General features: G+C 64.1%; 20 protein-coding genes and 1 pseudogene. 10 read left to right on the forward strand and 11 right to left on the reverse strand.

Annotated features, from left to right (window positions below):
• Entirely contained in the window at positions 1-903 is a 903-nt protein-coding gene (locus Q7T26_02855; GenBank protein ID MDO8531096.1) for a DDE-type integrase/transposase/recombinase, read from the reverse strand.
• Positions 904-1093: 190 nt separating this feature from the next.
• Between Q7T26_02855 and rsmD the strand changes: the two genes are divergently transcribed.
• The 3 genes from rsmD to Q7T26_02870 all read left to right on the forward strand — a co-directional run bounded on the left by rsmD (position 1094) and on the right by Q7T26_02870 (position 3268).
• Positions 1094-1663 (forward strand): 16S rRNA (guanine(966)-N(2))-methyltransferase RsmD, encoded by a 570-nt coding sequence (gene rsmD / locus Q7T26_02860; protein ID MDO8531097.1) that lies wholly within the window; start codon positions 1094-1096, stop codon positions 1661-1663.
• The gene (gene coaD / locus Q7T26_02865; protein MDO8531098.1) at positions 1660-2187 is read left to right on the forward strand and encodes a pantetheine-phosphate adenylyltransferase; all 528 of its coding nucleotides are present in this window, start codon (positions 1660-1662) and stop codon (positions 2185-2187) included. Before rsmD ends, coaD begins: the two co-directional genes overlap by 4 nt.
• Before the next feature lie 211 nt (positions 2188-2398).
• Entirely contained in the window at positions 2399-3268 is an 870-nt protein-coding gene (locus tag Q7T26_02870) for an Mrp/NBP35 family ATP-binding protein (GenBank protein ID MDO8531099.1), read from the forward strand.
• A 19-nt stretch (positions 3269-3287) separates the two neighbouring features.
• Here Q7T26_02870 and Q7T26_02875 read toward each other — a convergent pair whose 3' ends face one another.
• From Q7T26_02875 to Q7T26_02915, 9 genes are all read right to left on the reverse strand, one after another.
• The gene (locus Q7T26_02875; GenBank protein ID MDO8531100.1) at positions 3288-5318 is read right to left on the reverse strand and encodes an immune inhibitor A; all 2031 of its coding nucleotides are present in this window, start codon (positions 5316-5318) and stop codon (positions 3288-3290) included.
• Between the two features lie 54 nt (positions 5319-5372).
• Positions 5373-6731, reverse strand: a complete 1359-nt coding sequence (locus Q7T26_02880; protein ID MDO8531101.1) for a hypothetical protein — start codon at positions 6729-6731, stop codon at positions 5373-5375.
• A 33-nt stretch (positions 6732-6764) separates the two neighbouring features.
• Entirely contained in the window at positions 6765-7064 is a 300-nt protein-coding gene (locus Q7T26_02885) for a hypothetical protein (protein MDO8531102.1), read from the reverse strand.
• Positions 7065-7100: 36 nt separating this feature from the next.
• Complete coding sequence (locus Q7T26_02890; protein ID MDO8531103.1) at positions 7101-8000, reverse strand: ABC transporter permease; 900 nt, start codon at positions 7998-8000, stop codon at positions 7101-7103.
• Positions 8001-8068: 68 nt separating this feature from the next.
• On the reverse strand, positions 8069-9808 hold the full coding sequence (locus Q7T26_02895) for an ABC transporter substrate-binding protein (GenBank protein ID MDO8531104.1): 1740 nt from the start codon (positions 9806-9808) through the stop codon (positions 8069-8071).
• Between the two features lie 13 nt (positions 9809-9821).
• Positions 9822-10766, reverse strand: a complete 945-nt coding sequence (locus Q7T26_02900) for an ABC transporter permease (protein ID MDO8531105.1) — start codon at positions 10764-10766, stop codon at positions 9822-9824.
• Positions 10767-10798: 32 nt separating this feature from the next.
• Positions 10799-10996, reverse strand: a complete 198-nt coding sequence (locus tag Q7T26_02905) for a hypothetical protein (protein MDO8531106.1) — start codon at positions 10994-10996, stop codon at positions 10799-10801.
• A 72-nt stretch (positions 10997-11068) separates the two neighbouring features.
• Positions 11069-11410: a hypothetical protein gene (locus tag Q7T26_02910; GenBank protein MDO8531107.1), complete on the reverse strand. Its 342-nt coding sequence runs from the start codon at positions 11408-11410 to the stop codon at positions 11069-11071.
• Positions 11411-11436: 26 nt separating this feature from the next.
• Positions 11437-12504 carry a hypothetical protein gene (locus tag Q7T26_02915; protein MDO8531108.1) on the reverse strand — a complete coding sequence of 356 codons (1068 nt, stop codon included), beginning with the start codon at positions 12502-12504 and terminating at the stop codon, positions 11437-11439.
• 418 nt (positions 12505-12922) lie between these two features.
• On the opposite strand from Q7T26_02915, the gene Q7T26_02920 reads away from it, so the two are divergent.
• Positions 12923-13753, forward strand: a complete 831-nt coding sequence (locus Q7T26_02920; GenBank protein ID MDO8531109.1) for an MBL fold metallo-hydrolase — start codon at positions 12923-12925, stop codon at positions 13751-13753.
• Positions 13754-13933: 180 nt separating this feature from the next.
• Here the strand turns inward: Q7T26_02920 and Q7T26_02925 are convergent.
• Positions 13934-14038 (reverse strand): annotated as a pseudogene (locus tag Q7T26_02925) (beta-ketoacyl-ACP reductase).
• A 206-nt stretch (positions 14039-14244) separates the two neighbouring features.
• On the opposite strand from Q7T26_02925, the gene Q7T26_02930 reads away from it, so the two are divergent.
• The 6 genes from Q7T26_02930 (at position 14245) to Q7T26_02955 (ending at position 21870) form a co-directional block, all read left to right on the forward strand.
• Entirely contained in the window at positions 14245-15993 is a 1749-nt protein-coding gene (locus tag Q7T26_02930) for an ABC transporter substrate-binding protein (protein ID MDO8531110.1), read from the forward strand.
• A 296-nt stretch (positions 15994-16289) separates the two neighbouring features.
• Positions 16290-17246, forward strand: a complete 957-nt coding sequence (locus Q7T26_02935) for an ABC transporter permease (protein ID MDO8531111.1) — start codon at positions 16290-16292, stop codon at positions 17244-17246.
• A 9-nt stretch (positions 17247-17255) separates the two neighbouring features.
• Entirely contained in the window at positions 17256-18161 is a 906-nt protein-coding gene (locus Q7T26_02940) for an ABC transporter permease (GenBank protein ID MDO8531112.1), read from the forward strand.
• A 74-nt stretch (positions 18162-18235) separates the two neighbouring features.
• Entirely contained in the window at positions 18236-19435 is a 1200-nt protein-coding gene (locus Q7T26_02945) for a CaiB/BaiF CoA-transferase family protein (protein ID MDO8531113.1), read from the forward strand.
• A gap of 18 nt (positions 19436-19453) precedes the next feature.
• On the forward strand, positions 19454-20659 hold the full coding sequence (locus tag Q7T26_02950; protein MDO8531114.1) for a CoA transferase: 1206 nt from the start codon (positions 19454-19456) through the stop codon (positions 20657-20659).
• 14 nt (positions 20660-20673) lie between these two features.
• A complete protein-coding gene (locus tag Q7T26_02955) occupies positions 20674-21870 on the forward strand; it encodes a CoA transferase (GenBank protein ID MDO8531115.1) in 1197 nt (398 codons plus the stop codon).
• Positions 21871-21988 lie beyond the last annotated feature (118 nt).

The raw sequence follows: 21988 nt of genomic DNA on the forward strand, positions 1-21988 counted from the left end.
CTAACCTCCCTTCACGATGTCCAGCCAATTCTTGTAGGGAAACTTGATCCTTGCAGCCTCAGCCGGTGTAGAGCCGCTGAGAGATTCGTGCGGCCTCAGGAAGTTGTAATGCACAAGCCAGCCGTCCATGACGAGGCTAGCTGTCCGGCTCTTTTTCAGGCCCCTCATAACCTTCGTTCGGGCCTTCAGTGTTCCGTGAAAGCGTTCAATTAGATTCGTGTTAGCTTCGGTTGAGAATGGACCACCTTGCTTGTGTTTGGTATCTGCACCGAAAGCTAGCTCAATACCGTCCAAGTAAGCTGCCAGCTTGTCGGTTCTCACAACTTTTGGCGTCTTTTGCGCTCGCTCCGCTGCCTTTTCCATGAGCGTTTGCGCTACTCGTTTTGTGCGCGTTAGCGACGTATGCGAGGCCAGCAGAAAGCGAGTCTTGGTATCTATGATGTCCCAAAACCAGACATTCTCCCCTCCAATATCGAGCATAGTTTCATCGGCTACCCAAATATCGCCGACGACTGGCGTTATGCCCTCAATTTTCGCTATGGCGATCCTCGTAAACTTGGTTATCCAGTAGTACACGGCAGCGTCCGTCACGTAGCTGTTGTAGGTCTGGTGAAGATTCCGACAGATAGCTTGTAGTGAATTCCCCTCGTAAAACTCACTCATTGCCAGGGCTATTTGGATGACCGGCGTTTTCATCTTGGGTAGAGCGTCGTTGTTGACGAATTTCCTACCGCAGTCCTTACACCACCATCTTTGTATCTGTTTGTAGTGCCCAAAGCGGACTATGTTCTTTGAACCACAGAGCTTGCACTTTTCCGGTATCTCGTTGATTAGCGGCATGGCTTTTCTCATCCCCTCAATTAGTGCTCTTCCGAACCAGTTCCAACGCTTTGTGCTTCCCATTTCCTATCTCTCTTACCTTCGTTCCGGTAAGAGGATAAGCTATGCAGAAAACAGGAGTCAACCACGTTCTAGGAGCACCCTTTCGCGCGGCGGGTTGCGCGCACTGTCTGACCAGTCGTGGCCTTGACGCTCAAAGGGCGCCTCGTATAATGAGGGTTGTGTCGCCTGCACAGGAGAGGTGGATGGGGTCATGCCGAAGAGGGGTATCCGGGTCATCACCGGCGAAGTCAAGGGACTTCGCCTGCGCACGCCTCCGCGCGGAGCGGCCCGGCCGACGTCGGCCCTGGTGCGGAGCGCCATCTTTTCGATGCTGGAGTCCATGGACGTCCCGTTCGACAGGGTTGTGGACCTGTACGCCGGGACCGGCGCCCTCGGCATCGAGGCGCTCAGCCGGGGCGCGAGCGAGGCGGACTTCGTGGAGCGGAACGCGCACATGGCCACTGTGATAAGGGAGAACCTGAAGGCCGCTGGATTCGTGGAGCGGACGCACGTTTACGCCGTGGAGGTGGCCAGGGCCGCCACTTTTCTGACCGGCCCGTATAATGTGGTATTCATGGACCCTCCCTACGCCGATGCGCGGAGGGACGAGGTTATCGGGCAAGTGTTGAAGTCCGGCCTGGTGGGGCCGCGGACCACAGTTGTGGTGGAGCACGCGCATCGCCGGCCCCTGCCGGAGGCCATGGACGGCTTCAGCGCCGTGCGGCAGCGCCGGTACGGGGACACCGCCATCACCATCTACCGCAAGGAGGACGTGGAGTGACCATCGCCGTCTATCCCGGCAGCTTTGACCCGGTGACATACGGACATGTAGACATCGTCACCCGTGTCGCCCACCTGTTTAAAGAGGTCATCGTGGGCGTCTACGACACCCCGCCGAAGAACCTGCTGTTTACCACGCAGGAGCGGGTAGAGATGTTCCGCGGGTCAGTAACCCATCTGAAAAATGTGCGGGTGACCCAGTACACGGGCCTGACGGTGCACTTCGCCCAGAGCATGAAGGCGCAGGTCGTCGTCCGCGGCCTGCGCATGTTCTCGGACTTCGAGCGCGAGTTCGAGATGGCGCTCATGAACAAGAAGCTCGCGCCGGGCATTGAGTTGGTGTGCATGATGTCCAGCCTGGAGTACCAGTTCGTCAGCTCCAGCCTGTTGAAGGAAGTCTTCATCCTACGGGGCGATGCCGACAGCCTTGTGCCGCCCCATGTGGCGACGGCGATGCGGAAGAAGCTCGTGGAGAAGGGGCTTATTCCGGCCGCGCCGCCGAAGAGGGCGTCCGCCCGGAAGTAGACGGCCTCCGTACCGAGCGCTGCGTCCCCGCCAGGGACGCATCCACCCCCTGTCGCGCCACCGCGTTTGGCTATCGGCTGATAGCCGCGGATTCCCTATTCCGTCCTCTGGACTCCCACCAAGCGGCGTCGTTTGAGCCGCCCGCGACCTTTCGGGTACAATGAAACCATAGTGGGGTGGCATGTGACTCTACCCGGAGGGAGACAGTAGGATGACCTCGAACCAGCCCAAGATGACCCCGGAGATGGCGGCGCGTCTGGAGGCCATGAAGCGCCAGTGGGATTCCAAGCGCCGGTTGGAGCAGAAGCTTTCAGCGATCAAGTACAAGATTGCTGTCTATAGCGGCAAGGGCGGCGTCGGCAAGACGACGGTGGCGGTCAACCTGGCCGTGCTGCTGGCGGACAAGGGATTCAAAGTCGGCCTGTTCGACGTGGACATTGACTGCCCCAACGTAGTCAAAGTGATGAAGCTGCAGGAGCAGCCGCTCTTCAAAGAGGACAAGACGCTGTACCCGCCGGAGAAGTACGGCGTCAAGGTCATCTCCATGAGCCTGTTCCAGGAAAAGGAGGAAGAGGCCATCATCTTCCGCGGCCCCATGATTCACAATGCCATCACGCAGTTCCTGGAGATGACGGAGTGGGGGCCGCTGGACTTCCTCATCATTGACATGCCGCCCGGAACGTCGGACGCGGCGCTGACCACGATGCAGACGTTCAAGCTGGAAGGGTTCATCATCGTCGCGACGCCCCAGGAGCTGGCGGTGCTGGACGCCACGCGCTCCATCAACATGGTCAAGAAGATGAAGGTGAACGTCTTGGGCGTTGTCGAGAACTTTGTCAGCGACTTCTTCGGCGAGGGCGGCGCGGAGGAGATGGCCCATCGCCTGGGGGTGAAGTTCTTGGGCAAGATTCACCTGAGCAAGGACTTCCGCAAGACGGAGAAGCCCACTGTCCTTCTCTCCAAGTCCGTGCGGGAGGAGTTCGAGCGCATCTGGGCGAATGTGGAACTGCCGGCCCCCGCGTCCGCCGCGCCCGCGCCGCAGGCAGGCGGCCCTGCCGGACCCCCGCAGAAGCAGGGCTAGCGTCCGCGCGCGCGTCCGGCTACGGTTGCGCCAGGGAGAAGCGAAAGCGGGCGGGCTCGGTGGTCACCGGCGTCAGGCCTGAGACCACCAGGACGGCGTAGTCCAGCCTCTGCCCGAATCCCTCCAGTGAAGCGCTGGCGCGCTGCTCCGCGTCCAGCGGCAGCTCCCGCACCTGCGGCTCGCGACCGTCACGGAACACCTCGATGAGCTGCATCGCGAAGCGCTGGGGCAGAACGTTATCCGTTAGAACGAAGCCGTTGGCTGTCCACCCCTGTGTGTCTTCCGCCGGGTCCTGGTAGCGCAACTCAGGGATGGAGATATCGTCAATGGCGATGCCCGGCTGGTTCACCGCGCCGTCCGTGATGTACTCAAAGCGCACCAGGATGGAGCGGCCCGCGTAGGGCGTCAGGTCCACTCGCTCTTGCGCCCATTGTGACTGCTTTCCGCCGCTGGTTCCCGTGTAGCCCGGCCCAAAGCTGACGAACAGCGTGTCGTCGGTCCGTGTGTGGGTTCCGGGCAGGATGTTCCACGTCGCGCCGCCGTCGGTTGAGACCTCCACGTAGGCGAAGTCGTACCCCTCCTCGATGTCGTACCAGGTCCACCAGGTCAGCGTCGCCGTCGAGAGGCCGGTCAGGTCAAAGGCGCGGGTGAGAGTGCTGTCAATGGAGTCGCCCCGGTTGCCCCACCACATGCGCCGCCCGCTGCGCGGAGTCGTGGGCAGAATGGGGACCGTGGCGTCGCCCTGTAACGTCAGCCGTGCGTCGCCTGGCGGGAGGCGCAACTCGTAGTAGCGCGCGGCGTACTGGCGGACGTCCGTATCCTGCTCGCCAGCGCGGGTGAGCGTGGCGGAGGATCGCACGCGCACGTCCCGCTCCCTGTAGCCGTAGCGACCGGGCCTGTCCAGATAGTTGGCGATGACCCAGTCCTTGAACACCGAGTCAAAGGTGGCGCCGGACTTCTGTTGGGTCAGGAGATAGTCAATCCCCGCGGCGCCCGTATTCGGCGCGGCCAGAATGTCCTTGACACGGTCGGGACCTCCGTAGTGCTCCATGAGGTATGAAAAAAAGAGGTGCGCGGCCGCGTAGTGCGGGATGCTCTCGCGGGGTTCGGTCTGCCATGTGGTGAGCTGCGTGTTGGGGTTGTCCAGAAACGGCCTGAAGGGGATGCTGGAATAGCCCGCCAGTTCCGCGGCCAGTTCGGAGAGGCCCTCGTTGACCCATACCTGCTGGGTAGGGCTGGCGCGCCAGTGGACGGCGTGCTGGAGCTCGTGGGCCAGCGTGGCGTAGTAGGCACCGCTGCCCGGCCGCAGGAACTCCAGGTTCATGTAAATCATCTCGCGCTGGTTGCTTAGCGTATAGACCGCCTTGGGGTATTCGTCCAAATCGCTGTAGTAGCCGCCCACCGCCGGGATGCGGGCGTGCAGGATGGTGAGGTGTTCGTCGTTGTCCACGCCGGGCACCCACTCGCGCCCGAAGTAGCGCGTGACCTGTGGGTAGATGCGCTCCTCGAACTCCTTGCCCGAGCGCTCCAGGTCCTCCTGCGGCACGTTCATGTCGTCCGCGACGTAGAAGTACGCGTGGGGCGTCACGACCCGGAGCGTGGCGGCCACCTGAAACGGCTCGCGTTTGTCCAAGTCCACTGCCCCGAACGTCATTTTGTGCCCCACGGCGTAGCTGACCGGCTGGGGATTGACCACGCGCGCAATGGGCGCATTCGATTTCAGGCGCAGCCGTTGCGCCATCTCATAGACGTTCGAACGTGGCGGTTCCGGAATGGCGATGACGGCGGGTGGCGCCGCTGGAGGCTTGACCGCGGGCGCCGCGGGCCGAGGAGTGGCGGGCGCGGCGGTAGGCGCGGACGTCGCCGTCGGCCCTTCCGCGGAAGGGGGCTGCGTGAGCGTTGCGGCAGGGCTGCTGGCAGGAGCGCTGCTCGCGGAAGGCGCGGCGACGGGCGTGGCCGGTCCTTCCGGTGCTGGAAGGACGGGAGCGACGCACCCGGTTATCGCCAGCGCCAGCGCGAGGAGCAGGGCGCGCGGAAAACGCGTGTCCATATACACAGTATAACGAGCGTGGGCCGTGGAAGGTTTGCTTGCGGGCCCGCCGCGCTACGTCCCCGCCGGGCGGGCCCGCGCGCTCCGCATGGCCACGGCCCGCGTGACGGGCGTTGAAGGGCGGCCATAGGACGGGAGTACGATGCCGTGGACGCCGCCCGCGCCGATGACCGTGACCATGATGTCTTCCCATCGGTCGGTCATGGGAATCATGGTCTTAGGGTCGTCCCAGTTGATGGTGGGCCGCATCTTGCGCAGCTTGGTAATCTCAAGGGGGTGGTACCGGCTGACGGGGATGCGCCCCTGCTCAAACAACTCCTGCTTCAGTCTGTCCTTGGAGTAGCCGGACCGCGCCAGGATGGAGGCGTGGTACGGGTTCAGGGCCAGGAGAGTCACTCCCGCGTACTGCACATTGTTCACGCCCATTGCGGCCATGGCCCCGGACATGGTCGAGACGAGAGACTCGGCGGAGCCGGTCTCCAGGGTGTGGACGGCGCTTGCCCAGGCGTGGAACCCCATGACCGCCACCGCGGTCACCGCGCTGGCACCGCGCTCCAGCCCGCGCTCCACGTGAAGGGGGTCCCAGGGACTCTCCGCCTCGTTCTCCGCGACGCAGAACGTGTACTTGGCGGGCTGCCCCTGAATCGCCCGGTCCGTCGCCTCCGGGTGGCCGCCGCCCACGTTAATCATGACGAGGCGCAAGGCCCGTCCGATGGTCGCGTTGGCCTGGTTCCCCTGGCCGAAGGCGTTGAATCGGCTGTTCATTCCGATTGCCTGGGCGACAGGCCCGTTGACGATGAGCAGGGGCGCCACCGGGTTCGTCGTGGCCTGGACGGCGGTGAGGTTGAAAGCGGGATCGGTGATCGCCTGCACCGCCGCGATGAGCACGGGCATATATTCCGGTCTGCAGCCCGCCATCACCGCGTTGACCGCTATCTTTTCGATGGTCGCCTTGCCCCATCTGGTCGCCACCTTCGCGATGACCTCATCCGGGGCGCGGTCCGCGTGCGTCAGCATCCGGTCAACGGCCTTGCGCGTGGGAGGCAGAATGGGCAGGCCGTCGGTCCACTTGCGCTCGCGGAAGGCGTCGGTGGCGGAAGCGGCGTCCGGCTCGACGGAAACGTTCTGTAGCTCGCGGGCCTGCGCGGCGCCGGAGGCCAGCCCATTCTGGTTGATGTGGCGCGCCGCCTTCTCCATCAGAAGCTGCCTGGGCTTGCTCAATGCCTCCACTATGTCGCCGACGACCCGGTCAGCCCAGCCGCGCAGCTCGTCGTTGCTCATGCCGAAGTACTCGGGTATGGTCACCAGCGGAAGGGCGGGCACGCCCCGGCCTATGGCCTGCCTGCGCCCGAGGACGTCAAAGCCCTGGGTGCACATAATGGCCGTGGGCACGCCCGCTTTTTCCAGTTCCACCGCGTCAGAGATACACCCCGACGTACAGCCCCCTCACTGCGCGAAGGCCTCCACCACCATGTCCGTGCTCCTGATGACCGCGGGCAGGTCCGGATGGGGGGAGCTGGCGGTGTTCTTGCGCAGGTGCAGCACCTGTGCGAACTTGTAGCGCTGCGTCAGCAGCTCCTCCACGCGGGCCAGGAAGAGGTCCGCCTTCGGGCGGCTGTTGTCCAGGAACGCGATGCGCAGCCCGTTCAGGTCCGCGGGCCGCTCCGCCAGCCCCATGTCCACGAGCTCTATCTCGCCGACAGGGTTCAGGAGCTCTGCCGCTTGCGCCGCCGTTTTCAGCTTCATCGTTTCCTCTATCCTGCGTGTCATCGGCAGCCGCGCCTACCGACCGCGCAGCCGCGGGTCCCATACGTCCCGCAGCGCGTCGCCCAGCAGGTTGAAGCCCAGCACCACCAGGGTTATCGCCACACCGGGGAACACGGCCATCCACGGCGCGCGCTCGAAGTACTCGCGGCCCAGGCCGGAGAGGTCGGCGCCCCAGGACGCCGTGGGCGGCTGCGTGCCCAGGCCCAGGAAGCTCAACGAGGCTTCGGTGAGGATGGCGGAGCCCAAGCCGGCGGTCGCGATGATGATAATGGGAGCGGCCACGTTAGGGGCGACGTGCCGGAGCACGATGCGAAGGCGCCCGCAGCCCACGGCCCGGGCGGCCTCGATGAACTGGTGCTCTTTCACCGCCAGAGTCGTGGACCGGACCACGCGGCTGACCTGGGGAATCATGACGATGCCGATAGCCAGCATGGTGTTGGTCGTGCTGATGCCGAGGGCGGCCGTGATGGTGATGGCCAGGATGAGGGTTGGGAAGGCCAGGATCGCATCCATGGCCCGCTGCACTAGCAGGTCGGCCCGGCCGCCCGCGTAGCCGGAGATCACCCCTATGACAGATCCCAGGCCCGTCCCAATCCCCACGGAGACGATGCCCACCCACAGGCTGATGCGCGCGCCGTGGATGACGCGGCTGAGGATGTCGCGCCCGAACTTGTCCGTGCCCAGCAGGAAGTCCGCTCCGGGTGGCTCGAAGCGGTGCGCCGCGCGCAGCGTCAGCGGGTCGCTGGGCGCGATGTAGGGCGCGGCGATGGCGACGGCTATCACTAGCAGCAGGATGGCCGCGCCCACGGCCCCCAGGGGCTTCCATTGCGCAAAGCCCGCCACGCTTTGGACAATGGAGACGGCGGGACGCCGCCTCCGTTGGACCTCCAGGGTAGCCGTGTCGCTCATCGCCATGACGATGCCTGCCTGGTCGTCACCTGTCCCGCGCTCCGGTGCGCGAGCGATTCCAGATGCTCACACCGCTACCTGTCCAACCAGGCCCAGCGCTGAAGGTGTTGGGCGGTGGGGATAGGCTCCGCGTAGTCCTTCACCTGTGGCGACATCATCACGTACACATAAAAGTAATAGGTCCAGGCCGCGTAGGATTTCTCGATGGCCTTTCTCTCCAGGTCCAGCACAGCCTGCGCCCGCTTCTTGTCGTCCGTAATCCGTCTCTCCTGGTCCAGCAGCTTCTGCAGCTCCGGGTCGTCAATCTGGTACGGTGAGCCCTTCGCATAGACGGTGACCATGTTGCGGTCCGGCTCCGCCTCCGGCGGATGGCCGTGGGAGATTGCGTCCCAGTCCCCCTTCTCGCGCCGGTCCAGGAACACGGGGAACTCAAGTACCTCTATGTTGGCGGTGATGCCGCAGTCCTTGAGCTGGTCCTTGATGACCGTCATGTTCTGCACGGCAATGGGCTGACGGACGGTGGCGTTGAGCTTGAAGGCGAAGCCCTGGGGATAGCCGGCGGCGACGAGCTTTTGCTTGGCGCCGGCTACGTCCCGCTTGTAGAGCTTGGCCAGATCATCCTTGGGCAGGCTATAGCCCGTGCGCAGCGTGGGGACGCCCGCCAGGTCGCCGTCGCCGTCCACCACGAACTGTATCAGCGCCTCCCTGTCCATGCACTGGGAGACCGCCTGACGCACGCGCATGTCGTCGAACGGCTTCTTTGTGGGGTTCATGAACAGAGCGTTGTGGAACTCGCGGCGCTTGACGGCGACCATATTGGGCACGGTCTTGCGGGCGGCGTCATACTGGGACTTGTCGCCTTGGATGAGGTCCACCCTCCCGGCGCGGAACGCCGCCAGGCGAGTGGAGGCGTCCGGGATGATGACGCCGCGGATTTTGTCCAGGTAGGGCAGGTTCTTCTCGAAGTAGGCCGGATTGCGTTCAAGGGTGAACTCCACGTTGGGCGTGAAGCTGGCTACAGTGAAGGGGCCCGTGCCGATAGCGATCTTCGTCAGGTCGTAGGCGGGGCCGCGTGGGCCGATGTACGACTCCTGGGGATAGATGACGGTGTAGGCGTGGGCCAGGTAGGTCAGGAAGGGGGCGTAAGGCTCCTTTGTCTCCACCGTGATCGTATAGGGGTCGGTAGCCTGCATGCTCTTGAGAGGTTCAAACCAGGTCCGGGCCACCAGGTTCATGGGCGGAAGACCTGGAATCTCCTGACGCTTGCGTTTGAAGTCCGTGACCACATCCTGCGCGGTTATCTCCCGCCCGTTGACGGGCGGAATGTTGGAGAAGCGGACGCCTTTCTTCAGGTGGAACACGTATGTGGTCTCGTTGGGTTGCTCCCAGGACTCGACCAGGTCCTTGACGTTGGACAACTGGGCGTCGGAATAGAACAGCCCATTGTGGGTGAGGCCGATGATCTCAAAGACCGTGGAACTGCCGGTGAAGTTGAGGTCAAGCGTGGGCGGTGCGACTGCCACCGCACGCGTCAGCGTTCCGCCGCGCTTCGGCCCCCGCGACACCGCCGTGGGCGTCGCGTTGGCGATGGCGGGCGTAGGCTCCAGCCGAGGTGTGGGCACGGGCGTGGCCCGGCTTGAGGCGGACGGCGTCGCCGGAGCGGTCGTCGGCGCGGCCTGGGGAGCAGTGGCCGCCGGCTGCGTGGGCACAGGGGCTTGCGCGGGCGCGGCGCACGCGGTGAGAACGAGCGCGGCGGCGGCGACGAGGCGGGTAGCCCATGGGTTGGATAGCACGCGAGACAATCCGTGGAACATGAAAGCCCTCCTTTTACTGATAGCGTATGCGCGGGTCAAGATAGCTGTACGTGAGGTCAACGAGAAGGTTGATGACGGTAAAGAGCAGGGCCAGCAGCACGACCGCGCCCTGCACAAGGACGAAATCCCGCTGGTGAATGGCGTCCACCGTCAGGCGGCCCACGCCGGGGAGCGAGAAGATCGTCTCCATGATTACCGCGCCGCCCAGGAAGTGCCCGAACTGGTTGCCGACCAGCGTGATCACGGGTATGGCCGCGTTCTTCAGCGCGTGCCGGGTGATGCCCGCTCGCTCCTGGAGTCCCTTCGCCCATGCGGTGCGCATATAGTCCTGGCGCATGACCTCCAGCAACGACGAGCGCATCAGCCGCGCGATGAGGGCGGCCATGGAGGCGCCCAGCGCCAGGGCGGGCAGGAAGAACTGCTGCAGATTCGTCAGGGGGTCGCGCGTGAGCGGCTCGTAAACCAGGGGAGGCACCCACTGGAAGAGCAGCGATGGGACGAGCAACAGCAGTGTGCCCAGCCAGAAGCCGGGCATGGCGAGTCCGCTGATGCTGAGCAGCCTGCTGACATAGTCAATCCAAGTATCCTGTCTTACGGCGGACAGGACGCCCAGCGGCACGCCGAAGCATACCGCCACAAGCACGGCCAAGGCCGCCAACTCCAGGGTCACGGGCAGCGAGCTGCTGAACTCTTCCAGCACGGTGCGCTTGGTCCAGAGCGAGGTCCCCCAGTCGCCGCGCGGGATATTCCCTACCCACGTCAGGTACTGCTCCCACAGGGGCCTGTCCAGTCCCATGGACTGGCGGAAGCTGGCCAGCTCCTCAGGGGTGGCTAGGTCACCGAGCATCAGGCGGGCCACGTCGCCGGGGATGATGCGCAGGATGAAGAAGACAATGAGCGACACTCCCAGAAGGACGGGCACAAGCAAAGCAAGGCGGCGCAGCGCGTACTGGGCCAAGGGCTTGTCTCCCACTCCCCTCAAACGCTAGCTTACGGCCCCGCCGGAGCCGGTTGCTTCACCGGCATGGTCATCTTCTGGACGATCTCCTCGAAGCGCTCGTCCGCAATGCGGCGCACCTCGTCCCTGGGCAGCGTCTCGAACGGATGGGGCAGTACCACCATCGGCAGGTGGGCGTAGCCCTTGGCCTTGAGGCAGGCCTGCGCCAGGGTGACGAACTCGGACGTCACCAGGATGAGGGTGGGTACGCCTTTCTCCTCCAGCGAGACCGCGTCGTGGATACACCACGCTGTGCAGGAGCCTCAGGCGGCCAGACCGGAGATGGCGGTGTCTATGCCCTGGGCGAAGGCGGCATACTTCTGGGGCGAAAGGGCGTCCACGCTGCTCGGCATCGCGGTGGCGGACGTGCGGGTCTGGGTGTGCATCCTGTCGGCCCGCTCCTCCTCCACCGAGATGATGCGCACGTCGCCGACCTTGGTCTCCGAGCGCAGACGCTCCTGGATGCGCTCCACGAAGACGAAGAAGTTGGGCCAGTAGCTTCGCACGCCGATGACTTTGCCCCGCAGGTCCGCGACGCGGGGCGCCGCCTGCTTCACGTTGCCCGGGGACGGCGCTACGGGGTCAATAACTTCAACGCGTGTCATTTGATTTTCCTCCGTGAGGCGCTGCGCTAGGAGTTGGACACTGGGGTGATGCGCCGTGTGTCAATGACTCGGGTGACGGGCTGGGACTGGGCCCAGGTGGGCACAAAGGTGGAGTGAAAGCCGCCGTGGCCGCCGGCCACCACCACCATGAAGTACTCCGGCCCCGGCACCAGCGCCACGTGCCCGTCGCGCACGCGCCGGTCCTCTGTGAGGCGCTGCTGCTCCGCCTTGGCGAACCGCGACAGCGGAATCCGGCTGGTGCGCTCGTACAGCACGCGCTTGACGTCCTCCTTGGACAGGCCGTCGCGGGCGCAGATGGCGGCGTGGTCCGGATTGAGGACGAGCAGAGGCTGGCCCGAGAAGTACCGCAGCGAGGGGATGCCAGGCCAGTCCATAGACGAGGTCATCGTGACCAGGATGCCTTCCGCGTCCCTGCTCCACACGTCGGACACGCTGACCGTGCTCGTCGCCGCGGTGACGGTGACAGTGCTCTCCTCCCGCGGGTGTCCCATCTCCACGTGCAGGGGAGGCCAGGGGCTGCGCTCCTCGTACTCGGCCATGCACAGGGAGTAGCGCCCCGGTTGGGCCATGGTGGACTTGCTCACCGAGCCGGGGATGGAGCCGCCGATGTTGAGCTGGGCCAGCCGGACCGCTCGCCCAATGGTGGCGTTGGCGCGCCAGCCCGGCCCGAAGAAGCCGTAGCTGCTGTTCAAATCTACCATGTGCCGCACGGGACCGTTGACAATAAGCAAAGGGGTTACAGGGCTTGTGGTGGAGTTGATGCCGTACAGGTTGAACTCCGGCTGCGCAATGGCCTCCACCGCGGCCACGACCACCGGCAGGTAGTCCGGCCTGCAACCCGCCATGACGGCGTTGGCCGCGATGCGCTCCACAGTGGCTGCGCCGTTGCGCGGCGGCAGCGTGGCGACGACGTAGTCAGGCGCGCGCTCCACTGTCGCCATCATGCGCTCTACGCGCGCCGAGGTAGGCGGGATGATGGGCAGGCCGTCCGTCCAGCCCTTCCCGTAGGCGTCCTCGAAGGCGGCCTCGGCATCTTCTTCCAGAAAAATTCGGCGGGCCTTTAGTTTCTCCATGTCTGTGGAAAGCCTTCCTTGTGTACTTGGGAATCGCCCGTGGCCGCGTTATTGCGGGACACACTGGGCACGGGACAGAGTACGGCCATGCCCATTCCGCCGTGGGTGCTCTGGCGTACACCCGCGGAAGGCGCCGGGGCGCTCTCGCAGGAAGCTATATCCCATGCTGACCAGTATGCCCGCGATTGTAGGTGTCAGCGAGCGCCGTGTCAAGCGGAGGACGCAAGGAATTGCCATACGTGGGTCGCGTTGCGGCCCAACGCTCTGGCGAGCACGCGGCCCTGCTTCTTTTTGCCGTTTTCTGGCCGTGGGATAGCGCAAAAGGCTTGACACTGCTCAGAACGGTCTTTATGCTTGGCGCGGCAGAGCCGTTTCACGGCTATTTCATGTGCGGCAAAGTTTAGTGCAGGAGGTCGTCATGGCTGACAAGGTTACGATTGGCAACGTTGAGATCACGGTCTTTGTGGACGCGGCGCCGCCCCCATTTGACACGACCCGTTTCTTTCCGGACGTACCCCCGGAGGCCTGGGCCCCCTACAAGCAGTGGCTGGACCAGAACGGCAAGTTCCGCACCAACTTCTGTTTCTTCCTTTTGCGCTCCTCGGGAAAGACCATCCTGGTGGACTCCGGACTTGGCCCCGGCCCGCACGAGCGGTTTGGCGGCGCCACGGGGCAACTCATGAACCATCTCGCCTCCAAAGGGGTGAAAGCCGAGGATGTGTCCACCGTCATCATCACACACATGCACGGCGATCACATGGGGTGGAACGTGATGGGCGCGGGCGCGAATGCCCGGCCTACGTTTCCCAAGGCCAAGTATTACATCCCCAAGGGAGACTACGAGCATTTCAGCAAGACCAACCCCGCCTATGCCCCTCTGTCTCAGGCGACGCCTTTGCTTAACCTGGGTGTCGCGCAGCTCGTGGAGGGTGACTTTGCGGTCACGCCGGAGCTGAAGACTCTCTACACCCCTGGCCATACCCCAGGCCATCTGAGCGTTATCATCAGCTCCGCGGGGCACAAGGGCATGATTGTGGGCGACGTGTACCACAGCCCCGCGCAGGTCTCGGAGCTGGACTGGTGCCCGGGCGGCGACATAAACAAGGACGATGCGCGCAAGACCCGCCGCAAGGTCACCCAGCGCCTGGCCGATGAGAACATGACTGTGGCGGCGTCCCATTTCTGGCTTCCCGACAGCGTCGGCAAAGTGGTGCGGCTGGACGGCAAGACCGCCTGGAAGTCTCTCTAACCCTGACCCCGAAGGATGTATCGACCTCCGTCTGGCGCTGACGGAAAAAGAGAGGGCGGTGCGTGGCGCACCGCCCTCTCTCCTGTTGTGTGGCTCGTAGCCCCGGGACCAGGGCCTTGCACGCTGTAGTAGCTGAATGGACTGGCAAGTGAGATAGCCTGCGTCAACGAGGACGCGGGCGTTGACGGCTACATCCGCGCCCAGGGACGCCAGTTCTAGGGCTGTCGCTTTACCCATGTTGCGCCCCGCGCCGGTCACCAATGCCACCTTGCCTTTGAGTTTCATGCGGCCTCCCGTGCTCCTTACTGCGTAATCGAGAAAAAGGCGAGGTTTTCTGCCGTGCCATCCCTTGACAAAGGGGCGAAAGAAAGGTACTCTCCGCGTGCAAGCGCGGCGCCATAATACCATGCTCCGGCGTTGACCGTCGCACCTGGCTACAACCGAAGTCCCAGTCCAGTCGTTGCATCTTAGTATCGTTGTGGGAGGCAAGTATGCACGGAATAGTGTCTCGGAAAGCGTATCTGGGCAGCCTGATCGTTGCCTCATTGCTGCTGGCCGCATGCGCGCCCGTGGCGGTCCCAGCCCCTGCTCCAGCGTCCCAGCAACCTTCGGCTCCCGCCGCAGCGCCCCGGCAGCCCCCGGCGGCGGCCCCCGCGGCTCCCGCTCCCGCCGCCCCGGCGGCGGCGCCGGCCTCCCGGCCCACCCCCGCCCCGGCCGCCGCGCAACCCGCCGCGCAGGCGGCGGCAAGCACGGCCCCGAAGCGAGGCGGCGTGTTCCGCATCGCCACCGGCGCGGACCCCGAGAACTTCGATTTCTACCAGACGGAAGGCTCCACGACGCTGGTGCTCGTGACGCCCGCGTACAACAACCTCATCGCCAATGACCCGGCCAAGCCTACCGCGCTCATGGGAGACCTGGCTGAGAAGTGGGAGGTAAGTCCGGACGGCAAGGTGTTCACGTTCCGCCTGCGGAGCGGCGTCAAGTGGCATGACGGGAAGCCCTTCACGGCGGACGACGTGGTCTATGCGTTGAACCTGCAGAAGTCACCACCAGAGGGCTACATCGCGTCTCGGAAGGACACGTTCAAGCCGGTGACCAAGATTGAAAAGCTGGACGACAAGACGGTGCGCTTGACCTTCGACCAGATTGATGTGACCTTCCTGCCGCGGTTCGCCGTGGAGTGGTTCGGCGTCCAGCCCAAGCACATCTTGGAAGTCAACAAGAACATGAAGACCACCGTCATGGGCACGGGGCCTTTCAAGTTCAAGTCCTTTGAGCCGGGAAGCCACATGGAGCTTGTCCGGAACCCGGACTACTTCGTGCAGGGGCAGCCCTATTTGGACGGCCTCATGTTCTTCATCATCAAGGACCAGTCCACTGCGGTGGCCGCGCTCCGGACGGGGAAGGTGGACTTCGCGAACTCGTCGCGCAGGCTGACTCCTTCAGAGGCCAAGACCGCTACGCAGGGGAACCTGAATATCGAAATCATCAAGCAGGCGCGACTGGGAGGCCCGTGGTTCCATCTGAACGCGACGGTGAAGCCGTTTGACGACGTGCGCGTGCGGCAGGCGGTCAGCCTCGCTTTCAACCGGCAACAGGCCATTGATGTTGTTGGGGAAGGCGCCGCCACCGTGGGTACCTTCGTGCAGCCGGGTGGGGATTGGGCCAGGCCGCAAGCGGACATTGAGAAGCTACCCGGCTACAGGAAGGACAAGACGGCGGACCTGGCGCAGGCCAGGGAGCTTGTGGCCGCCGCGAAGGCCGGAGGGGCGGAGGTAGTCATTGAGGCCCGCGAGGATGTGGTGACCGTGTCTGAGTACATGCAGACCCAGCTCCAACTGATAGGGCTGAAGGCGACAGTGAAGTCAAGCACGCGGGCGCGGACTGTGGAAATCCAGCGGGCCAAGCAGTTTGCGATGAACACCTCGCGCAACGCGTACACCGACGATGATATCGTGGATGTGGGCCGCAAGTGGATCAAGGGCGCGGCCCAGAACTATGTTAACTACTACAACCCGAAGCTGGACGAGTTGATGAAGCTTCAGGCAGAGGCGGTGGACCCCGCCAAACGCTTCCAGCTTATTCAGCAGATTGACGACATCCTGATTCAAGACGTGCCCGCCATCCTCCCGTACTGGGAAGACCAGCTCTTGGGGAAAGCCAGGTACGTCAAAGGGCTGACGATCGGCACCAACATCTATGCGCTGAACCGCTACCCGATGGTCTGGCTGGACAAGTAACCCGTGGCGCACGTTCGGGGCTGGAGGCCCTCTGCTAGTGTCCTGTCCTGGATATCCGTGGCATAAAGCCGCGGGGTGCAGGGGGCACAGCCCCGCCGGGGTCTGGGGTGTCCCCAGATTCTCCTTTCATCCCCCTCTCCTAATCTAGGGGAGGGGGATCGAGGGGGTGAGGTACTGCCGTCCGCAAGGGTGTGAACTCCGAGCACCAGGGCGCTCGAATTATGCAACGGATTAATAGCTCAGGACACTAGCCATGTCTGGAGCGGCATCTCGCTAAACGGCTGAGGGGTCTATCTGTGTACCGGTATATCCTGCGTCGCTTACTGCTGCTTGTCCCCGTGCTCCTGCTGGTATCCGTCGTGATTTTCGGCATTCTGCGCGTGCTTCCCGGGGATGTGGCGGTCGTGATGCTCATGTCCGGAGACACGGGCGCGCCCTCGGAGGAGCAGATAGCGTCCCTCCAGCACAGCCTGGGGCTGGACAGACCCTTCTACGAGCAATACCTGTCCTGGATGTGGGGACTCGTGCGGCTGGACGCCGGAGCTTCCTTCTACACCCAGCGCAGCGTGATCATGGATCTCCAACTCCGGATTCCTCGGACGATGGAGCTGGCGCTCCTCACGATTGCCGTCTCCGCGCTCATAGCCATACCGGCGGGCGTCATCGCGGCGATGCGCCAGGACACGTGGGTGGACTATGTGCTGCGAGTCGTGACCGTGGGGGGCATCGCCATGCCCACCTTCTGGATAGCCACGCTCATTCTGCTGTTCATGGTCGTGGGCTTTAACTGGATGCCTCCGTTGGGCTACAAGGGGTTCTTCGCCGACCCCTGGAGCAATCTCCAGCAGATGATCTGGCCCGCTATGGCCATGGGCTACTACCACTCCTCCATGCTGACCAGGATGGTGCGCTCCAGCGTCCTGGAGGTGCTGCGCCAGGACTACATCCGCACCGCATGGTCCAAGGGGTTGCGTGAGCGCGTCGTCATGGCGCGCCACACGCTGCGGAACGCCTTTCTGCCCGTGGTCACGCTTCTGGGGACGGAGTTCGCGGTGCTCCTCGGCGGCACGGTCATCGTGGAGACGATTTTTGTTATTCCGGGGTTGGGCAGCTACCTGATCGAGTCCATCAACCGCCGGGACTACTACGTGACGCAGGCCATCATCGTCGCCGTGGCGCTGATGCTCGCCATCGTCAATCTGTTGGTGGACATCGCCTACGGCTGGATTGACCCGCGTATCCGGTATCGCTAGAAAGGCGCAATGGCGAGATCCCAAGATTTGAACGCGTCCGCATCAGCCGGTCTGCTCCGCAGAAGGCGGACGGGCGTCTTCGATAACATCATCCGGCTTCTTACCACGAAGCCGCTGGGAGCGTTCGGCGCCGTCGTGGTGACGGGGATGGCGTTGCTCGCCATCGCGACGCCGCTGGTCGCGCCCTTTGATCCTCTTGAGGCCCACTTCGCCGACCGCTTCAAGGGGCCGAGCGCCACCTATTTGCTCGGGACGGACAACTTTGGGAGAGACCTCCTTTCGCGGATTATCTGGGGGGCTCGTGTCTCGCTTCTGGTGGGCTTCGGGGCGGTGGCCCTGGGACACACCGTTGGCGCGGTGCTAGGGGTGATCAGCGGGTACGCGGGCGGGAAAGTGGATATCCTGTTCCAGCGCTTCGTGGACGCCATGATGGCGTTTCCGCGCCTTATCATGGCCCTCGCCATCGTCGCCGTAATGGGGCCATCCATACTGAACGTGATTCTCGCCATCGCCATCGTGGACCTGCCGCGCACCGCCCGCATCCTGCGGGCCAGCGGCCTGGTCATCAAGCAGACCCAGTACGTCGAGGCGGCGGTCGCGGTCGGGGCGTCGCCGCTGCGGATTATCGTCATGCACGTCATGCCCAACTGCCTCGCGCCGTACCTTATCGTCGCCACGGCCGGCCTGGGGCAGGCTATAGTGGTGGAGGCGTCGCTGAGCTTCCTCGGTCTGGGAATTCCGCCTCCGCTGCCGTCATGGGGAGGCATGCTCTCCGGTGTCGGCAGGGAGTACCTGCAACAGGCGCCGTGGATAGCGATCTTTCCCGGTGTGGCCATCAGCCTGACGGTGTACGGCTTCAATCTGCTGGGCGACGCAATCCGCGACGTCTGGGACCCGCGCCTTCGGAAGGCCTGAGCGCTATTTATTTTCAGCCCGCGCATGGGGCCGAGGGTCAAGGCGTGGGGGCTGAGTGATGGAGGATTGGTACGATGCCCGCATCCCTGGACGGTGTCCGTGTCCTGGACCTATCCCGGCTGGTCCCCGGCCCTTTCTGTACGATGCTTCTGGCGGACCTGGGTGCCAATGTCATCAAAGTGGAGGAAGCCAAGCCCAAGTTCCGCCATCACGCCGTGCAAGCGCCTGGCGCCGCCGCTCAGAAAGAAAGCGAGCACTGGGGTGACGCTCTGCGGGTTGTGGAGCGGAACAAGCGCAGCATCGGCCTGAACCTGAAGAGCAAGGCCGGTCAGGAAGTGTTCCATCGGCTCGCGAAGACGGCGGACGTGGTGGTGGAAGGATTTCGGCCCGGCGTCGTGGACCGGCTGGGGATCAGCTATCAGACTATCAAGGCCATCAACCCGCGGATCATCTACTGCGCCATCACGGGGTACGGCCAGACGGGGCCGTACCGTGACTACCCCGGACACGACATCAACTATGAGTCCACGGGTGGCCTTCTGAGCATCCTCTGCACGCCGGAGGGGAAACCCATCGCGCCCGCCATTCCGCTGGCCAACGTCATCGGCGGCTTCTCGGCGACGGTCGCCATCCTCGCCGCGCTGCGCGCCCGTGAGAAGTCGGGAAAGGGCCAGTACGTGGACATCGCGCTGACGGACGGGGTCGCGATGGTCATGGCGCTGCGCTACGGCGCCGCGTACTTCGCGAACGGAGCGGCTCCCAAGTACGACGCCGCGCCGTCCCGCGTGTTCCAGACGAAAGACGGGCGGCACGTCTCCGTGAACGCCGGCGAGCCCTGGTTCTGGGAGCGGCTGTGCAAAGCCACCGGGCTGACCCAGTACCTGCCGGACCACATGACGTTCAGGGCCAGCCCCCGCGAGAACCCGCGCACCAAAGAGATACTGGAGGCCTACCAGCAGGCCTTCCTGACGAAAACGCGGCAGGAGTGGCTTGACCTTCTCCGTGAAGCGGACGCCTGCGTGGGGCCGGTTTACACGTTCCAGGAGACGTTCAGCGATCCACAGCTCCTGGCGCGTGAAATGGTCGTCAGTGTGGACCATCACAAGCTGGGGAAGACCCGGACGGCCGGCACGCATTTGAAGCTGTCGGAGACGCCCGCGAAGGTGCGGACGCTCAGCCCCATTCTGGGGGAGCACACCGACGAGGTCCTGAAGGAAGCAGGCTACGCGGCCAGTGACATCAAGGCTCTTCGTGAGCAAGGCGACATCTGTTAGCTGAAGGGAGACGTTGATATGCCGAAAGCGCTTGAAGGCATGCGGGTGGTGGAGGTGGCCGACCTGGTGGCGGGCCCCTATTGCACCCGCCTGCTGGGGGACTTTGGCGCCGACGTCACGAAGATTGAGCTGCCCGGCGCCGGCGACTCCGCCCGGCGTCGCGGGCCGTTCTATCGCGACATCCCGCACCCGGACAGGGGCGCGCTCTTCATGTACGTCAACACCAACAAGCACAGCGTCACGCTGGATATTGCGTCGCCCAAGGGCCGGGAGATATTCCGACGCCTCGTAGCTGACGCTGACATTCTGGTCACCGATCGCTCACCCAAAGAGGCCAACGCGCTCGGCCTGACATATAAGCACCTTAAGAAGGTGAACCCGCGCCTTGTCGCGGTCGCCATTACGCCGTTCGGGCTGACGGGGCCGCGCAAGGACTACAAGGCCTATCCCCTCAACGTCTATCACGCGGGCGGCGACGGCTACCTGCTCCAGAGCGGAGAGGCTTACCTGGGCCGTCCTCCCATCAAGGCAGCAGGCATGGCCGGCGAGTACCAGGTGGGGTGGAATGCAGCCACCGCCGCGCTCTTCGCCGTCTTTGCCCGTAACTTCAGCGGCGTTGGCCAGCAGGTGGACGTCTCCAAGCAGGAGGCGCTCATGGGCCTGAACCGCATGATTCTGGGCCGCTACCCCAACGAAGGCGTGGTGGAGCAGCGCGCCTCCCGGCACTACGACTTCCTGGGAATTTTCCCCTGCCGCGACGGCCACATGATTATCATGGCCTTCGACGACCACCACTGGCGGACTCTGGCGGAGCTGGTCGGCCGCGCGGACTGGAAGACGGACCCGGAGTACGCAAGTCGCGACGGGCGGACCAAGCATCGGAAGGACATCAACGCGTACATGACGGAGTGGCTGAAGGACAAGAGCGGGCCGGAGCTTTATCATGCCTGGCAGAAGGCCCACTGTCCCGTCGGGTGGTTCGCGTCTCCGAAGGACGTGGCGCACAGCGAGCAACTCAAGGAGCGCAACTTCTTTACCACTCTGGACCACCCGGGCATAGGGCCAGTGGTCATGCCCACCGTGCCGTACCAGTTCTCCGGAACGCCCGCCGCCTACGAGCGGAGCGCGCCCGGCCTGGGGCAGGACAATGAGATGGTCTTCCGCCAGCGCCTGGGGATTCCTCGCGAAGAAATCGTGCAGCTTCGCGAGGCCGGCATTATCTAGCACAGGAGATTACGATGGCGAGGAACGCACTGGACGGCATCCGGATCATGGACTTCACGTGGGCGGGGGCGGGTCCCTACGCCACGCTGCTGATGGCCCTCTTCGGCGCGGAGGTCATCAAGGTCGAAAACCACCGGCATCTGGACACTAACCGGACGCGGAACCCCGGTAACCTTGAGAATTCCTGGCGCTTCAACGACCTGAACCTGAACAAGATGAGCGTGACGATGGACTTGAGCGTTCCGGAGGCGCGCGAGCTGGTCACGAGCTTGGCCCAAGTATGCGACGTGGTGATACAGAACTTCCGGCCGGGCGTGATGGCCCGGCTGGGAGCGGATTACGCGAGCCTGGCATCCCGTAATCCGTCCGTCATCATGGTCTCTTCGTCCAGCCGCGGCAGCGTGGGGCCGGAGCGGGACTACCTGGGGTTCGCCTCCATCTTCTCCGCCCTCAGCGGGTTGAGCTACGTGACCGGCTACGATGACGGCCCGCCCGTGGAGATGCGGCTGCCCATGGACTTCGCCAGCGGAGTCAGCGCGGCTATGGGCACCATGGTGGCGCTGGAGCACCGGTTTCGCACGGGGAAAGGGCAGCACGTTGACCTGGCCTCCGCTGAGCTTCCCAGCGCGAGCATCGGCGAAATGCTCATGGACTACACTATGAACGGCAGGGTGCAGCAGCGGAAGGGGAACCAGGACGGGATCATGGCCCCCTGCGAGTGCTATCCCTGCAAAGGCGAGGATAGCTGGGTCAGCATCGCGGTGGCCAACGACGCGGAGTGGAAGGCGTTGTGCGGGGTCATCGGCAGGCGGGACCTTCTGAAAGACGCGCGGTTCGCTGACCAGCTCAGCCGGTGGGAGCACCGGCGGGACATGGACGGGGCCATCGGCGCGTGGACGGTCCAGCTTACGCCCTGGCAGGCCACCGAGCGTTTGCAGAAGGCGGGGGTCGCGGCGGCGCCCTCCTGCAGCTCCAAGGACCTGTACGAGGACGAGCACATGAAGAAACGGGACATGTACACCTTCGTGATGCACCCGGTGCTGAACAAGCAGGCGGTGATGAACGCGCCGTTCAAACTCACGGCGAATCCGTCCAAAGTCCGGCGCCACGCTCCGCTGATAGGCGAGCACAACATGCACGTTTTTCATGGGCTTCTGGGGCTTCCGCAGCAGCGTGTGGAAGACCTGATTGAGCGGAAGGTACTGTACTAGCGCGGTGGTTCCAGCGCTTCGCTTGCTGGTCGCTGTCTCGAATGTCTGATATCAGGGCGTTCAGAGGGGCGACGCCCCTCTACGGGGGTCTGGGGGATGGTCTGGTAGTCGCGGGACT

Source organism: Dehalococcoidia bacterium, assembly GCA_030648205.1.
GTDB lineage: Bacteria > Chloroflexota > Dehalococcoidia > JAUSIH01 > JAUSIH01 > JAUSIH01.

What these genes read in the sequence shown, in the direction of transcription:
- Q7T26_02855 (MDO8531096.1), bottom strand. Translation starts at nt 903, where the DNA reads ATGGGAAGCACAAAGCGTTGGAACTGGTTCGGAAGAGCACTAATTGAG.
- rsmD (MDO8531097.1), top strand. Translation starts at nt 1,094, where the DNA reads ATGCCGAAGAGGGGTATCCGGGTCATCACCGGCGAAGTCAAGGGACTT.
- Q7T26_02870 (MDO8531099.1), top strand. Translation starts at nt 2,399, where the DNA reads ATGACCTCGAACCAGCCCAAGATGACCCCGGAGATGGCGGCGCGTCTG.
- Q7T26_02875 (MDO8531100.1), bottom strand. Translation starts at nt 5,318, where the DNA reads ATGGACACGCGTTTTCCGCGCGCCCTGCTCCTCGCGCTGGCGCTGGCG.
- Q7T26_02885 (MDO8531102.1), bottom strand. Translation starts at nt 7,064, where the DNA reads ATGAAGCTGAAAACGGCGGCGCAAGCGGCAGAGCTCCTGAACCCTGTC.
- Q7T26_02890 (MDO8531103.1), bottom strand. Translation starts at nt 8,000, where the DNA reads ATGGCGATGAGCGACACGGCTACCCTGGAGGTCCAACGGAGGCGGCGT.
- Q7T26_02895 (MDO8531104.1), bottom strand. Translation starts at nt 9,808, where the DNA reads ATGTTCCACGGATTGTCTCGCGTGCTATCCAACCCATGGGCTACCCGC.
- Q7T26_02910 (MDO8531107.1), bottom strand. Translation starts at nt 11,410, where the DNA reads ATGACACGCGTTGAAGTTATTGACCCCGTAGCGCCGTCCCCGGGCAAC.
- Q7T26_02915 (MDO8531108.1), bottom strand. Translation starts at nt 12,504, where the DNA reads ATGGAGAAACTAAAGGCCCGCCGAATTTTTCTGGAAGAAGATGCCGAG.
- Q7T26_02920 (MDO8531109.1), top strand. Translation starts at nt 12,923, where the DNA reads ATGGCTGACAAGGTTACGATTGGCAACGTTGAGATCACGGTCTTTGTG.
- Q7T26_02930 (MDO8531110.1), top strand. Translation starts at nt 14,245, where the DNA reads ATGCACGGAATAGTGTCTCGGAAAGCGTATCTGGGCAGCCTGATCGTT.
- Q7T26_02940 (MDO8531112.1), top strand. Translation starts at nt 17,256, where the DNA reads ATGGCGAGATCCCAAGATTTGAACGCGTCCGCATCAGCCGGTCTGCTC.
- Q7T26_02945 (MDO8531113.1), top strand. Translation starts at nt 18,236, where the DNA reads ATGCCCGCATCCCTGGACGGTGTCCGTGTCCTGGACCTATCCCGGCTG.
- Q7T26_02950 (MDO8531114.1), top strand. Translation starts at nt 19,454, where the DNA reads ATGCCGAAAGCGCTTGAAGGCATGCGGGTGGTGGAGGTGGCCGACCTG.
- Q7T26_02955 (MDO8531115.1), top strand. Translation starts at nt 20,674, where the DNA reads ATGGCGAGGAACGCACTGGACGGCATCCGGATCATGGACTTCACGTGG.